This window comes from Ochrobactrum quorumnocens (assembly GCF_002278035.1).
Lineage (GTDB): Bacteria > Pseudomonadota > Alphaproteobacteria > Rhizobiales > Rhizobiaceae > Brucella > Brucella quorumnocens.
Genome location: NZ_CP022604.1, coordinates 732,836 through 747,696, shown reverse-complemented (window position 1 = coordinate 747,696; position 14,861 = coordinate 732,836). Strand labels below are relative to the sequence as shown.

The following is a 14,861-nucleotide window of genomic DNA, read 5'->3' as shown; positions in this document are numbered from 1 at the left end:
GCGCTCTAAGGGTGCTCTTTCGCCTCAATGGCGCTGTCGCCGACGGCAAAGTACAGGTTTTTCCCGGTAAGCTTGGCAAGTTGCTGCAATCGCCCTTCTGGACGATCGGAAATCAAATCAGCGAGATCCCCCGGCACGACCAGCGCAATGCCGTTATCCTCTTCACGCCAATAAAGGCGGGGAATCACGCCCGGCATGGACGCCGAAAGCAGATAGATAACGCGTAAGAGTGCGCCCAGCAGCCTGGCACGCTCACGCAATCGTGGCGTTGCAAGTTGCAAAATCTCCGGCGCAATCTCGTCCTCGACCAGCCCTTCGTGGCGATAATAATTTGCCAGTGCCATGAAAGAACGGCCCGGGTGATCAATACCACCAAACGAACCATGCGCGATGATGTTCAGTGCCTGCGAGCCGCGATAATCAGGATGCGCACGCCAACTTATGTCGGCAACCAGACAGGCCGCCTGTCGGTAACGACTTTCATCTTCAGTCTCGTCAAATCCGAGAACCGGCAAAGAAAGTGTGGTCCATGTTGCAAGTTCGCGCGCATGACGCGGTGAACGCGAGCGCAGGATTGCCAGTTCTTCCGCCGATGCCAGCAGAGGATCGAGCCTCTGCTCGTTCTTCGGCAGCAGCGAATAAAGATAACCCTCACGCACACCAAGAGCCGAAAATACGATCTTCGATGGTTTCATACGCCGAATAGTTTCAAGCAGAACGGTTGCGCCATAAGCAAGAAGCTGGCGACGGTTTTTCGACACCGCTTCGATGCCGCGCATCGTGTCGAGATTGCCTTTTGCAACACGCTTTAGGAAACTCTGCGCTTCCACCGGGTCCATCTCATATCCGTGCATGACATGAAGCGTATAGTGCTTGGCAGTCATGTGCAGCTTGGCGAGATTTCGCCACGTGCCGCCAACTGCGTAGAACACCTCCCCCTGATGCTGTTCAAGAAGCGTTGCGCGCGCAAGTTCCGTACGGGTGATCTTCGCAGCCTCGGGAAGCTGTTCGTTGGACATGTCCTGCAACCGAAGGCCACCGAGCGGAAGCGTAATGCCCTCGCCTACGTCATGATCGTTGACACCAACCAGCTCAAGACTGCCGCCGCCAAGGTCGCCCGTTACGCCTTGTGGCTTGTAGAATCCGGAAATAATGCCGAGTGCGGAATAATAGGCTTCTTCCTTGCCGGACAAGACTTCAATATGCCGACCGAGAATGGCTTCAGCCTGTGCGATAAAATCGGGACCATTCTTCGCTTCGCGCGCGGCTGCGGTTGCCAGCGCATGAATCGAAATCGCGCCAGCCTGTTCGGCCAGAACACGGAACCGCTTCAAAGCGCGCAATGCTATATCGACAGATTTTTCATTAAGCTTGCCGGTCTTGGCCAATCCCTTGCCAAGACCACAGAGAAGCTTTTCATTAAAAAGCACCGTCGGCGAACGAACGATGCCTTCATAAACCACGACACGAATCGAGTTGGACCCAATGTCGATGACCGCGACGGGCTTGAGGCCTTTCAAACGGCCTTGTGCGACTGCTGGACTCATGAAGTCGTGTTTCTTTCCGCCTGCGCACGTTTACGATGCGCAATCAGGCGGGGGGCAGATGACTTCAGCGACTTTCCGCGACCCGACAAGCTTGGATTTGTCATGAAATATTCCTGCGCGTTGAAAGCTTCTTCTCCAGCTTCTTTTTCTATCCGGCGAGAGGTACCATCCGCAAGTAGCTGATAGCTCTGCTGGTTATCAATTATGTTGGCAAACATGATCTGCGACAGGATTTGCTGATGCACGGTGGCATTGGTGATGGGCACCAAAGTCTCAACACGGCGGTCGAGATTGCGTGGCATCATATCGGCTGAACCGATATAGACGATTGCCTTGCCGGAAGGTAGGTCATGCCCGTTTCCAAAGCAAAATATGCGGCTGTGCTCAAGAAAACGTCCAACAATGGACTTTGCGCGGATGTTATCTGAGAGACCCGGAACACCCGGTCGCAGACAGCAAATGCCACGCACCACCAGATCGATGTGAACGCCTGCCTGACTTGCCTTATAGAGTGCATCAATAATCTGTGGATCGACGAGCGAATTCATCTTCATCCAGATCGCAGCAGGCTGTCCGGCCTTCGCATTGGTGATTTCGTCTTCGATGTGCTTGAGGATTCGCGTGCGAAGCGTCAGCGGTGAAATAGCGATTTTCATCTCTTCAGCCGGTTGCGCATAGCCCGTGATGAAATTGAAAATATGCGCTACATCGCGCGCAATATCGGGATCAGATGTAAAGAACGACAGATCGGTATAGATACGCGCCGTGATCGGATGATAATTGCCGGTACCCAGATGCACATATGTGCGCAGTCTCTGGTCTTCACGACGCACCACGAGCGACATCTTCGCATGTGTTTTCAGCTCAATGAAGCCGAACACAACCTGCACGCCAGCGCGTTCAAGATCACGTGCCCAGCGAATATTGGCTTCTTCATCGAAACGCGCCTTCAGTTCGACAAGCGCCGTAACCGACTTGCCTGCTTCAGCAGCATCAACCAGTGCGCGCACAATCGGGCTGTCATTGGAGGTGCGATAAAGCGTCTGCTTGATCGCCAGCACGTCCGGGTCTGCAGCGGCCTGACGCAGGAACTGTACTACAACGTCGAACGATTCATATGGATGGTGGACAACGATATCTTTCTCGCGAATCGCTGCGAAACAATCGCCGCCATGTTCGCGAATACGTTCTGGGAAGCGCGGATTGTAGGATATGAACTTGAGATCATCGCGTGGAATCGACACGATTTCCGAAATCATGTTGAGCGCAAGGAGGCCTTCCAGAACGCTAATCCTGTTTTCCGATACGCCAAGCTCGGTTGCAACGAAGACGCGCAGCGCCTCAGGGATTTCTGAGTCAAACTCAATACGGATGACCTGACCGCGCCGACGACGCTTCAACGCAGTTTCAAAAAGACGGACGAGATCTTCCGCCTCTTCTTCCACTTCGATATCGCTGTCACGAATGATGCGGAATGTTCCTGCGCCACGCACTTCATAGCCCGGGAAAAGGCGGCCAATGAACAGGCTGACTGCATCCTCAATCGTGATGAAACGGTAAGCATTCTGTTGCTCGGTCGGCAGCTGGATGAAACGCCTGAGCGCAACAGGAATACGCAGGAGTGCGGTCATCGGATGGCTGTCGAGGCGGCGCGCGAGTTGCAGCGCAATGGAAAAGCCGAGATTGGGAATAAACGGAAACGGATGAGCCGGGTCGATGGAAAGCGGAGTCAGAACCGGGAAAATCGTCTCAAGGAAATGATTCTCAAGCCAGTCCTTCTCCGTCTTCGACAAAGCCAACGGACGCACGATTTCGATACTCTCTTTTTCAAGCTCCTCACGCAGCGTGCGCAGACGCTCCTGCTGGCCTTCCTGGAGACGTCCTACCTCCTCCAGAACAAAATCGAGCTGCTCTTGGGGAGTGCGGCCATCAGCACTGCGCATGGCAACACCAGCGCGCACCTGTGCAGCGAGCCCCGCAATGCGGACCATGAAAAACTCATCGAGATTGGCTGCTGAAATGGACAGAAATCTTAGGCGCTCAAGCAAGGGCTGGGTTATATTCGCAGCTTCTTCAAGAACACGGCGATTGAACTGCAGCCAGGAAAACTCGCGATTGACGAAGCGCTCAGGGCTTTGCATCAGCGCCGAGGTCTGGTCATCGTTCAAAGCTTCGTGAGCGTTTTGAACTTTGCCGGTGTTCTTGCCCGCAGAAACATCAGTTGCTGCCTCTGTGGTCACATCGGAGGTCAAATCTGTGGTTTGGGGTGCCATAACGCTGTTTTCGTTCATTTTTCCTGTCCCGGCTTTTACCGGAAAATCCCGGCGCGACCATAAGCCTATGGCTGTCATATGACAGTTTGATAGCAAACCGCTTGAAATGTCTCCAGAATTGATGAAAACGCTTCCAGAAACAAGCCGTTCGCGGTAAACCCACCCCAAATAGCCATCCTATTCAGATGTCGCGATCCACAAGCACCGGAGCGTATCATGTCCGATCACATCATCCCACACTTCCAGAATGACGCTGGCCATAATGCCATTGAGATCGGCGTGAAGGAATTCATGTGCGTCGGCGCGAATCCTCCTTTCGATCATCCACATGTCTTCCTCGACATGGGTGATGAGAGCGAAGTCGTCTGCCCTTATTGCTCGACGCTCTATCGCTACAATGCGCAGCTTCATGCTGATGAAACTGTTCCAGCGGGCTGTGTCTACGAAGCCCCTGCCGACAAAGCTGCCTGAAAGTAGCTTGGGCAAAGGGCGCATATTGATTGCAGGAGCAGGCGTTGCAGGATTAAGTGCAGCGCTTGAGCTTGCAGCCAGAGGTTGGTCAGTAGAGCTTTTCGAAAAAGCCAATGCACTCTCTGAAGTTGGTGCGGGCCTGCAATTGGCCCCGAACGCCATGCGCCATCTGCAACGCCTTGGCATTGCCACCAGGCTTTCCACACAAGCTGTTACGCCTGACGCGCTTTTCCTGATTGATAGTCGCAGCGCACGCCCTCTTCTCGCAATGGAGCTTGGCGATAAAGCACTCAAGCGCTGGCATTACCCTTACCTTGTCTGCCACCGCGCCGACCTGCAATCAGCTCTACTTGCTGCTTGCGTGGAAAACCCGGCCATAGACATTAATCTCGGCTCGGAAATCATTCGACACGAAGTCATTGGCCAAGCGATACAGGCTGAGGTTCGTCGCGGAAACGTAACTGAGACCATTGAAGCGCATTATCTGCTCGGATGTGACGGTGTATGGTCTGCAGAACGGGCAAATGCTGCGCAAAGCAAAGCCCGCTTCAGCGGACATATCGCGTGGCGCAGCACGATCGCTACCAGTGATTTGCCCGCATCCTTCACAAATGTACTGCCGCTGAAAAAAGCTGTGTCGGCATGGCTTGGTAAACAGGTTCATTTCATCGCCTATCCGGTCAAAGGTGGGACACATTTCAATTTCGTCGCGATAACAGGCGGCGAAAATCCGGGCGAAGGCTGGTCAAAGGTCGGAGACCACGAGCAGCTCAAATTTATTTACAAGAAATGGCACCCAGCAGTTCGCGATGTGATCGCCACAGCGCCAGAATGGACCTATTGGCCATTGTTCGAGATGCCGGATGCGCAATACGTCTGCGATGGACGAACAATCCTGCTTGGTGATGCTTCTCACGCTGTTACGCCTTTCGGGGCGCAAGGTGCGGCCATGGCCATCGAAGACGCGGCAACACTGGCAGAAGCACTAGACGCTGCCGATCAACAAGCGGCACTTCAGCATTTCGACAAAGTGCGTAAGGAACGGATCGCAGCTGTCGCCAAACGTGGGCAGCTGAACCGGTTCGCCTATCACGCGACCGGTGTCTTTGCGCTCGGCCGCAACATGCTTTTTGCCATACGCAGTCCAGATTCTTTCCTGAAAGACCTGGACTGGCTGTATGGTTATGATGCCGTTGCGGTCGTGCAAAATTAACGGGCGTCTCGGGCAGCTTCCAACGTCGCGATATCAATCTTGACCATTGTCATCATGGCATTTGCGACACGCTGTCTGACGTCTGACGCACCGTCCTGCAAAATATCCAGCAGAAATTCCGGCACAATTTGCCAAGCGAAGCCATATTTATCCGTCAGCCAGCTACATTCCATGGCCGAGCCGCCTTCCAGCAACCTATCCCAAAAAGCATCAAGTTCCGCTTGATCCTTGCATTTCAGAATAAGCGACGTGGCCGGATTGAACTTGAACTGTGGTCCGCCATTCAAGGCCGTCATCGCCTGCCCATCGAGCGTGAAATTTGCAGTCACGACGTCGGTTCCTCCGGTTTGATGGCCATGTTCAAACCGAATGAAGCCATCTATTGATGCCGGTCTTCCCAAATCGCGGAAGAGCGACACGTAATAATTGGCTGCCTCTTCGGCCTTATTATCAAACCAGAGGCAGACTGTTAAACCAGACATGGATTTCTCCTCCCATATGTCTCAGCCCCTATGTCTTTGCGTTAGCCCATGGCTTTGGCAGCTGCTTCCATATCCATCCACATCAGTTCCCAGATATGGCCATCGAGATCTTCAAAGCTGCGGCCATACATGAAACCATAATCCTGCTTTGCAGCAGGATCCGCCCGACCGCCAGCCTTCACGGCCTTCTCAACCGTTTCATCCACTTCCGTCTTGCTGTCCGCTGACAAGCAGATCAACACTTCGCTTGTAGCATTCGCATCTGAAATCTTCTTTGGCGTGAACTGGCTGAATTTATCGTGACTGAGGACCATTGCGTGGATGGTGTCGGAAAACACCATGCAGGATCCTGTTTCATCCGAGAACATCGGGTTTTTGGTCGCGCCTATCGCTTCATAAAAACTGGTTGAGCGCGCAACATCTTTGACGGGCAGGTTCACGAAAATCAATTTAGGCATGTTATTCCTCCATTGGTGGGCTTGAAGCGCCCATTTTACATTTTGGTTTTCTATCGCCTGCCCGACCCCCTTGGCGATATAGTCGGGTTTAATGAATCGGCCAGCCCCAACCAACCTAAGTTCACTTGCACATAATGACAGGTAAGTTATAATTAGCAACTATGAAGTTAGAAAAAGTAACTAAATCCGACAATCCAACAGCAAGACGCAGCTATGATGATGCATGTGCTGCGGCTCATGCCCTTGATTTGATTGGTGAACGTTGGGCATTGCTCGTCATTCGTGAATTGATGTTTGGGCCTAAGCGCTTTAGCGATTTGCGCGCCGACCTACCCGGAATAAGTGCCAATGTCCTCACCCAGCGGCTAGAGGGATTGGAAGAAGCTGGCATTCTACGCAAATCGAAGCTCCCGCCTCCCGCCTCAGTAAAAGTCTATGAATTGACCAAGTGGGGCTACGAGGCCGAACCGATTCTACAGACGCTCGGCCGATGGGCGGCCCGTTCACCCAGCCATGACCCAAACTTACCTATCTCAACCACTTCGTTCCTGCTTTCGCTCAGAACCATGATCGATCCCAATCTTTCACAAGGCTTGACAGCTATTGTCGGACTGCGGCTGGATGGAGAAGACTTCATTGCACACTTGCAAGACAGCAAACTGGCGATTACGCGCGGCAAAGCGGAGCAGTACGATATCGCCTTTGAAAGCTCGCCTCGCATGATGGCCGCAACCATTTATGGCGGGCAACCTCTCGCGGCCCTTGAAGCTGCAAATGTGCTCACGCTCAAAGGCGACCGCGCTTTGGCAGAAAAATTTATTATGCTTTTTCCACTTCCAGCCAAGGCATCTCCACACGATTAATTATACGCAACCTTTTGGTTGCTTTTCTATTTAAGTCGTGTAAATTAGCAACCATACAGTTGCCAATTTGAAAGGATGTAGATCATGACAACGGCATTAGTAACGGACCGAATAGAAAAAACTGTAGACCTTCGCGCAGGCATTGATCGCGTATGGCGCGCACTCACTGACCATGAGGAATTCGGTGAATGGTTCAAGGTCAAAATTGATGGGCCATTTATCGTCGACACCCCTTCGACCGGTCACTTTACGTTCGACGGATGCGGCGACACCAAATGGACTTCCTTCATCAAGGATATGAAAGCTCCGCATTATTTTGCCTTCACATGGCATCCCTATGCAGTTGAAACAGATGCGGATTACTCTAAAGAACCACAGACTCTGGTAGAGTTTAAGCTCAAGGAAACAGAATCCGGTACAAGGCTTACCGTCATCGAAACAGGCTTCGACGCGCTACCGGCTGATCGCCAGCCAATAGCTCTTCGAATGAATACTGGCGGGTGGGAAGAGCAGATGCGGAATATAAAGGATTACCTCGAAAGCAAATGACCGAAGCCTCGTTCACGCCACCAGGAAATATATCTGCCATTTTTGCAGCGCTGGCCGATCCCACTCGGCTGGCGCTGATCGAGACCTTGAGTGACGGCGAAAGCCGCTCAATCGTCACGCTCTCTCAAAACGGCAGCATTAGCAGGCAGGGCATGACCAAGCATCTTTCGGTGCTTGAACAAGCCGGATTGGTTGAGCGCGATAAAGTAGGCAGAGAAAGCCGCTTCCGGCTTTGCCCTACCCCGCTTGTCGATGCCCGAGCTTATCTCACCACCGTTTCCTCGCAATGGGACGATGCACTGCAGCGTCTGCGCAACTTTGTCGAAGACTAATTCATCGTTGATAGGACAGCAGGGTCGAAGTGCCTTTTACAAAGCCGAGCTTTTCGTAAAAGGAGATGAGTCTTTCGGGACAATAAAGCTCAAAGCTTTTGACCCGCTGCAATTTTTCGTGGTTGAGAATGCGTTCAACGAGTGCTTGTCCAAGCCCTTGACCACGGCACTGTTCAGCTATGATCACATCAAAAATCATGGCTTTGAAAGTGAAATCGCTTAACACCCGCGCAAAGCCGATAATCGCTCCACTTGTATCGCGGCAGAACAGCGTAAGATCGCAATGCGTGAGCATATGGGACACATCTTCAAATGTGCGTGCTGAGGTCCACCATTCTTTGCTGTAAAAAGCATGGAACTCGCGATATTGCTTTGGCTCCAGATGTTCAGTCCAACGATATTCTGGCACGACCACCTCTTCTATCGGGATAGACATACCAGTTGCAAAGGCCAGCCAGAATGACAATCCATTTTGAACAGACGTGCCCAATCTTCCGCATTTTCGATATCGAAAAAGCCAAAGATTTCTATGTTGGCTTTCTAGGCTTCACGCTCGATTGGGAACATCGCTTTGCAAAGGGAATGCCGCTTTATATGCAGGTTTCGCGTGGGGATCTCGTGCTACATCTAAGCGAACATCACGGCGACGGCAGCCCTGGCGCGAATATCTTCGTGCGTATGCAGGGCGTCGAGGAATTCCAAAAGGAAGTCAATTCGCGCGGTTATCGCTACATGCGCCCAGGCATTGAAGATGCTCCATGGGGTCACGTGATGGCGGTGATTGATCCTTTCGGCAATCGCATTCAGTTTTGCCAAGGCCCACACGACGAATAATCCGCCACATTCACTCTATTGGCAGAACACCCGCCGGATATTATCCGGCGGGTGTTTTGGTATTTCAGCCAGTTTATCGCTTAGTGCAGGATCTGGCTCAGGAACAGCTTGGTGCGCTCATGCTGCGGATTGTCGAAGAATTCGGCTGGCGAATTCTGCTCAACGATCTGGCCCTGATCCATGAAGATCACGCGATTGGCAACCTGACGCGCAAAGCCCATTTCGTGCGTCACGCAAATCATCGTCATACCTTCCTCGGCAAGGCTCACCATCGTATCGAGCACTTCCTTAACCATTTCCGGGTCGAGTGCTGAGGTCGGCTCGTCAAACAGCATGACCTTCGGGTTCATGCAAAGCGCACGCGCAATCGCCACACGCTGCTGCTGACCGCCAGAAAGCTGGCCCGGATATTTGTTCGCCTGTTCCGGAATTTTCACGCGTGCCAGATAATGCATGGCGACTTCTTCCGCCTTCTTCTTTGGCATTTTACGCACCCAGATCGGCGCAAGCGTGCAGTTTTCCAGAATAGTCAGATGCGGGAAGAGATTAAAGTGCTGGAACACCATACCGACTTCACGGCGCACTTCATCGATCTTCTTGAGGTCATTGGTGAGTTCAATACCATCAACGATGATCTGGCCCTTCTGGTGCTCTTCCAGACGGTTGATGCAACGGATCATCGTTGACTTACCCGAGCCCGATGGGCCCGCAACAACGATACGTTCGCCGCGCATGACCTTCAGGTTGATATCACGCAGAACGTGAAACTCGCCATACCATTTGTGCATATTCTTAAGTTCGATGGCCACTTCGGTCTTCGAGACTTCATGTTTTTTACGGTCGATTTCGACACCGAGTTCGGATTGTGGGAGGGCGCTTTGTGCACTCATTTCCAATATTCCCTTGATTCTTATTGTTTATGACCCGTGTCGAGCCTTCGTTCCATGAATATAGAGTATCGCGACATGGCGAAACAGAAAATCCAGAAAACAAAGCCCGCAAAGATCAATCCTGTTGCAGGTGTCTGTGGAGAAGCCCAGTTTGCATCGGAGAAGTTCTGACGGACGATGCCGAGCAGATCAAACAATCCAATGATGTAGACAAGGCTCGTATCCTTGAAGAGACCAATGAAGGTGTTTACGATGCCTGCAATCGAGATCTTCAATGCCTGCGGCAATACAATGAGGCCGGTCTTCTGCCAGTAACTCAGCCCCAGAGCATCTGCTCCTTCATATTGTCCACGTGGGATTGCCTGAAGGCCGCCACGTATCACTTCAGCCATATAGGCAGATGCGAACAGCGCCACACCAATCAAAGCACGCATCAGCTTGTCGAAAGTCACGCCCGGTGGCAGGAACAATGGCAGCATCACGCTTGCCATGAACAAGACTGTCACTAACGGAACGCCGCGCACCATTTCGATAAATATGATGGAAAGCGTTTTGATCACAGGCAACTTTGAACGCCGCCCGAGCGCGAGCACAATACCAAGTGGCAGCGACACGGTGATACCGACGAAGGATAGCACCAACGTAACGAGAAGGCCGCCCCAAAGCGATGATTCTACATAACGCAAGCCGAACCAGCCGCCGACCAGCAGAAAAAATGCAACAACCGGGAACACCAGGAAAAACAGGATGGCGTTCATCGTCTTGTGCGGCACCTTCGGGATCATCAGCGGAACCAGCAGAACGACAAACAATGCTGCCGTCAAATTGACACGCCAACGCTCTTCAAGCGGATAGCGACCATAGATAAACTGCTGGTATTTTGCGTTCACAAAGGCCCAGCAGGCACCAGACCAGCCTTCCGGCTGCACACCGCCCTGAGCTACGGTCAAACATGCTGTGCGATCAGTACCCGTCCATGCTGCATTGATGAATAGCCATTGGATCATTGACGGCAGAAACCATGCAACAATCGCGAGGCCGAAGAGCGTCAGAGCAGCATCAGCTGGCGTTGCAAAAAGATTGACACGCAGCCAGTGGGAAAAGCCCTGAACCGAGCGAGGTGGCGTCTCACCCTCGACCATTTGCGTGCGAACATATTGGAGATTTGCGTTTTCCATTGTCATCTCTCCACCAGCGCCATTTTGGCATTGAACCAGTTCATGATGCCGGAGGTAACCAGACTAATGCCGAGATAGATAACCATCCATATTGCCACGACTTCCACAGCCTGACCGGTCTGGTTGAGGATCGTGCCGCCAACGGCCACAAGATCCGGATAACCGATTGCAATAGCGAGCGAGGAGTTCTTGATAAGATTGAGATACTGGCTCGACAGTGGTGGGATAATGATGCGCAATGCCTGCGGCACGATGATGAGACGCATCGTCTGCCCGGACCTCAGACCGACCGCATAGGCGGCTTCCGTCTGCCCCTTGTTGACTCCGAGAACGCCTGCGCGAACAGTTTCCGCAATGAACGATGCCGTATAGAACGACAAGGCCAGCAGGAGAGCGAGAAACTCCGGCTTAATCTGTGCGCCGCCAGTAAGATTGAATGTCCCTAGCTTCGGCAAATCGAAAGTAATCGGGAAACCTGTGGCGATCAGAGCGAGGATCGGCAAACCGATAATAAGTGCTGCACACACACGAACTGTATGAAACGGTTGACCCGTTGCCATCTGACGGCGCTTCGCCCAGCGAGCGACGAAAAACGAAGCCACTATGCCAAGCAGCAGTGCTACCGGCAATAACCAAGCGCCCTCGCCCCATACGGGCGCGGGCATGAAGAAGCCGCGATTGTTCAGGTAAGTTCCAAGCGGCAATGAAAGGCTTTCACGCGCTTGGGGCAGAACCGAGAGAACGCCGAAATACCAGAAGAAAATAACCAGCAGTGGCGGAATATTGCGGAACACTTCCACGTAGACCATGCAGATCTTGCGGATCAGCCAGTTACGCGAAAGCCGCCCAATACCGACCAGAAACCCGATCACCGACGCCAGAACCACACCGAGCGCCGCGACGTAAAGCGTGTTGATCAGACCGACAAGAACCGCCCGACCATAGGTTGAATCGCTTGAATAAGAGATCAGAGTCTGACTGACATCGAAGCCAGCGCGTCCGTTCAGAAAGCCGAAGCCGGAAGCGATGTTGGCACGTTGAAGATTGGTGATCGTGTTGCCCACGATCCAATAAATCGAAGCCACAACAGCGACGAACACCAGAACCTGATAGAAGATGCCGCGAACGCGCGGATCATACAGGAGAGACGTTCCACCGCCGCTGCGGCGTTGTTCGGTTACAGAATAGGAAGCCATATGTTTCCTGTTTTCTTTCGGCCTTCGCATCAGCTTTGAAAAAATAGCTGTAGCTCCCGACCCCCACCGGGATAATCAGTTCAAAGCAGATACGTTTAAATGCCGAGTCGTGCAGCCTTGCACAGTGAGCGCGAGGCGCGGATTAAATTGCTTGGTACGATGTGCCAGATTCTGATCTGCGAACTGATTGCTCAAAGGATACCTGAATTCGTTTCTCTCAGCACTATCCTAGAGCCGACAAATCCGGCGGGCGCATAGCTGCCCCCGCCTGATATCATCCAACAACAGCAATCCTTAGCGGATAGGCATACCGTATTGCACGCCACCCTTGGTCCACTGTGCGTTCAGACCGCGAGCAATCTTGAGCGGGCTACCGGCACCGAGATTGCGCTCGAACAATTCACCGTAATTGCCAACACCCTTGATGATGTTCACGACCCAATCATTGGTGAGACCGAGATCCGTTCCGATCTTTGTGTCAGCTTCAGAGCCAAGCAAGCGCTTGATTTCCGGATTGTCGGAGTTTTTCATCTCTTCGACATTTGCCTTGGTGATGCCGAACTCTTCAGCATTGAGCAACGCATAGTGGGTCCAGCGGATAACGTCGGCCCACTTTGAATCCCCCTGACGAACAGCCGGTCCAAGCGGCTCCTTGGAAATGATTTCTGGCAAAACGACATGATCGTCTGGATTGGCCAGTGTCAGGCGGGTCGAATAAAGGCCGGACTGGTCAGTTGTGTAAGCATCGCAACGACCAGAATCGTATGCTGCGTTGGCTTCTTCGAGCTTCTCAAAGACGACCGGATTGTAATCCATCTTATTGGCGCGGAAATAGTCGGCCATGTTCAATTCAGTGGTCGTACCAGCCTGAACGCAGATGGATGCACCGGAAAGCTGAAGCGCGGAATTGATGCCTGAAAGTTTCTTGGAATTGATCATGAAGCCCTGGCCGTCATAATAATTGACGCCCGGGAAATCGAGACCAAGCGATGTGTCGCGGCTGATGGTCCAAGTGGTGTTACGGATCAAAACGTCCACTTCACCGGACTGCAGTGCGGTAAATCGCTCTTTCGCGTTCAGTGGTGTAAACTTAACTTTGGTTGGATCGCCAAAAATGGCTGCGGCAACCGCACGGCAATAATCAACGTCAAAGCCCGACCATTCGCCCTTGTCATCTGGCGATGCGAAACCGAGCAAACCTGTATTGACGCCACACTGCAGGAATCCTTTCGCCTTCACATCAGAAAGCGTATCTGCCGATGCTCCCGAAGCCGCGCCAAACAACGCCGCTGCACCCAATACCCCTGTCAAAACAGTTTTTTTCATCTGGCCTGCAACCTTTTATGTTCCCTGGAGATCGATAAGCCGAACAGCCAATCGTCTCTGTTGCTTTATTTTTAGCATTAAGCTGAAGAGCCAGTCGTAAGACCTCCCCCAACCCCTGCATCACACAAGCTATCTCTCGCCCGGAGCCGTTATCGACCCTCATTGGTTTTTATGGGCGTAGGACACCTGTCGCCTTCACCGCTCTATCGAAGGCGATATTTTGGTTTTGGTCAAGCTCTTAACGTCCAGAGAAAAGCCTGTTTGCTCAAAAAAATGTCGCGATGCATGCAGAAATTTACATGATTTCCCTATTTCCGAGTAAATTTGTTCGGATTGCAGATTAGCAATTACTTAAAATGAAAAGAATTAAAATAACTAATTAAATACAAATACTTACTAGCGTTACGAGGTGAAACTCACTGTGAGAAACACCTCGTTTTTGTCAAGCTTATATACGTGGCATGATCTGATCTTCATCAAGAGAAAAAATAATATTTCGCGTCGCCATAAAGCGAGCAGCCCACCACGTCGCGATAAAGCCAATTACCAGCCCAGCCACGACATCAGTCGGGTAATGAGCACCGGCGGCAAGCCTGCTGATTACAAAAAGTATGCAGACCGGCACGGTCAGAAATCGCCAGCGCGGCAAGAAAATCCATAGTGATACCAGCATGATACCGGCCATCATGGAATGTCCTGACGGGAAGCTTTCGTAGGAGTGTTCACCGCGAAACGGTGAGAAATACGCAGACCCCAGTTCACCAAGCAAAAGCGGGCGTGCACGCCCTATAACAAGCTTCCCAATCTCAGTTGGAAAACTGCCCACTACAATCGAAGCAAGCACAAGCGTTGCCCAGCTGTGAAAGCGAACGAGTATCTGCTGCGCGTTAAGACGTATGGAAGGTGAAAGCAGGAGTGCTGTAACCATCCAAACGATCATACCTATGCCCAGCCAGACAATCGTACGAATCAGGTCGGTAGTCGTCCGAAGCACTTCCATGAGGATGAAATCGCTGTTCATTGCAGCCCGGACAATCTGCGCGTCCCAAATATGCAAAACCAGCAACACGAAAGGCAGAAGCACAACGAGTGCCGTCATCTCCATTGTCCAACTCGACGGCGCACCCGGATAAGCTGGCCTCAAAAGCGCTCTTATCAGCTCCGATGCTGCGCGAACCGGATAAAAGATAATGCTTGAGGCTTTACGCTTATTCAGATCGGGCATATCGAGATTACTCTTTCTCTGGTT

16 protein-coding genes are annotated in these 14,861 nt (G+C 52.1%); 6 read left to right on the top strand and 10 right to left on the bottom strand.

The features are described 5' to 3' along the window. Positions 1 to 5 precede the first annotated feature (5 nt). Entirely contained in the window at positions 6 to 1,547 is a 1,542-nt protein-coding gene (gene ppx / locus CES85_RS13065; protein ID WP_095446379.1) for an exopolyphosphatase, read from the bottom strand. Continuing rightward, positions 1,544 to 3,688 carry an RNA degradosome polyphosphate kinase gene (locus CES85_RS13060; RefSeq protein ID WP_244923303.1) on the bottom strand — a complete coding sequence of 715 codons (2,145 nt, stop codon included), beginning with the start codon at positions 3,686 to 3,688 and terminating at the stop codon, positions 1,544 to 1,546. Before CES85_RS13060 ends, ppx begins: the two co-directional genes overlap by 4 nt. 348 nt (positions 3,689 to 4,036) lie before the next feature. On the opposite strand from CES85_RS13060, the gene CES85_RS13055 reads away from it, so the two are divergent. Both CES85_RS13055 and CES85_RS13050 read left to right on the top strand, forming a co-directional pair. Continuing rightward, entirely contained in the window at positions 4,037 to 4,291 is a 255-nt protein-coding gene (locus CES85_RS13055) for a zinc-finger domain-containing protein (RefSeq protein ID WP_024897404.1), read from the top strand. 7 nt (positions 4,292 to 4,298) lie between these two features. Then, the gene (locus tag CES85_RS13050) at positions 4,299 to 5,504 is read left to right on the top strand and encodes an FAD-binding protein (RefSeq protein ID WP_244923302.1); all 1,206 of its coding nucleotides are present in this window, start codon (positions 4,299 to 4,301) and stop codon (positions 5,502 to 5,504) included. Here CES85_RS13050 and CES85_RS13045 read toward each other — a convergent pair. Then, positions 5,501 to 5,986 (bottom strand): VOC family protein, encoded by a 486-nt coding sequence (locus tag CES85_RS13045; protein ID WP_095446377.1) that lies wholly within the window; start codon positions 5,984 to 5,986, stop codon positions 5,501 to 5,503. The genes CES85_RS13050 and CES85_RS13045 overlap by 4 nt on opposite strands. 41 nt (positions 5,987 to 6,027) lie before the next feature. After that, a complete protein-coding gene (locus CES85_RS13040) occupies positions 6,028 to 6,444 on the bottom strand; it encodes a VOC family protein (protein ID WP_095446376.1) in 417 nt (138 codons plus the stop codon). A gap of 161 nt (positions 6,445 to 6,605) precedes the next feature. Between CES85_RS13040 and CES85_RS13035 the strand changes: the two genes are divergently transcribed. From CES85_RS13035 to CES85_RS13025, 3 genes are all read left to right on the top strand, one after another. Next, on the top strand, positions 6,606 to 7,307 hold the full coding sequence (locus CES85_RS13035) for a winged helix-turn-helix transcriptional regulator (RefSeq protein ID WP_095446375.1): 702 nt from the start codon (positions 6,606 to 6,608) through the stop codon (positions 7,305 to 7,307). An 84-nt stretch (positions 7,308 to 7,391) separates the two neighbouring features. Beyond that, complete coding sequence (locus tag CES85_RS13030; RefSeq protein ID WP_095446374.1) at positions 7,392 to 7,856, top strand: SRPBCC family protein; 465 nt, start codon at positions 7,392 to 7,394, stop codon at positions 7,854 to 7,856. Continuing rightward, complete coding sequence (locus CES85_RS13025; protein ID WP_095446373.1) at positions 7,853 to 8,188, top strand: ArsR/SmtB family transcription factor; 336 nt, start codon at positions 7,853 to 7,855, stop codon at positions 8,186 to 8,188. Before CES85_RS13030 ends, CES85_RS13025 begins: the two co-directional genes overlap by 4 nt. A gap of 1 nt (position 8,189) precedes the next feature. Here the strand turns inward: CES85_RS13025 and CES85_RS13020 are convergent, their stop codons facing one another. Beyond that, entirely contained in the window at positions 8,190 to 8,624 is a 435-nt protein-coding gene (locus CES85_RS13020) for a GNAT family N-acetyltransferase (protein ID WP_210318232.1), read from the bottom strand. Positions 8,625 to 8,647: 23 nt separating this feature from the next. On the opposite strand from CES85_RS13020, the gene CES85_RS13015 reads away from it, so the two are divergent. Further along, positions 8,648 to 9,022: a glyoxalase superfamily protein gene (locus CES85_RS13015; protein WP_095446372.1), complete on the top strand. Its 375-nt coding sequence runs from the start codon at positions 8,648 to 8,650 to the stop codon at positions 9,020 to 9,022. An 80-nt stretch (positions 9,023 to 9,102) separates the two neighbouring features. On the opposite strand, the gene CES85_RS13010 is transcribed toward CES85_RS13015, so the two are convergent. From CES85_RS13010 to lpxE, 5 genes are all read right to left on the bottom strand, one after another. Beyond that, positions 9,103 to 9,912 (bottom strand): amino acid ABC transporter ATP-binding protein, encoded by an 810-nt coding sequence (locus tag CES85_RS13010; protein WP_208636303.1) that lies wholly within the window; start codon positions 9,910 to 9,912, stop codon positions 9,103 to 9,105. A gap of 20 nt (positions 9,913 to 9,932) precedes the next feature. After that, positions 9,933 to 11,090 carry an amino acid ABC transporter permease gene (locus CES85_RS13005; RefSeq protein WP_095446371.1) on the bottom strand — a complete coding sequence of 386 codons (1,158 nt, stop codon included), beginning with the start codon at positions 11,088 to 11,090 and terminating at the stop codon, positions 9,933 to 9,935. Positions 11,091 to 11,092: 2 nt separating this feature from the next. Further along, positions 11,093 to 12,286, bottom strand: coding sequence for an amino acid ABC transporter permease (locus tag CES85_RS13000; RefSeq protein WP_095446370.1), 1,194 nt, complete (start codon positions 12,284 to 12,286; stop codon positions 11,093 to 11,095). A gap of 294 nt (positions 12,287 to 12,580) precedes the next feature. Beyond that, positions 12,581 to 13,612: an amino acid ABC transporter substrate-binding protein gene (locus CES85_RS12995; RefSeq protein ID WP_024897392.1), complete on the bottom strand. Its 1,032-nt coding sequence runs from the start codon at positions 13,610 to 13,612 to the stop codon at positions 12,581 to 12,583. 448 nt (positions 13,613 to 14,060) lie between these two features. Further along, positions 14,061 to 14,837, bottom strand: coding sequence for a lipid A 1-phosphatase LpxE (gene lpxE / locus CES85_RS12990; protein ID WP_095446369.1), 777 nt, complete (start codon positions 14,835 to 14,837; stop codon positions 14,061 to 14,063). Between the last annotated feature and the right edge of the window lie 24 nt (positions 14,838 to 14,861).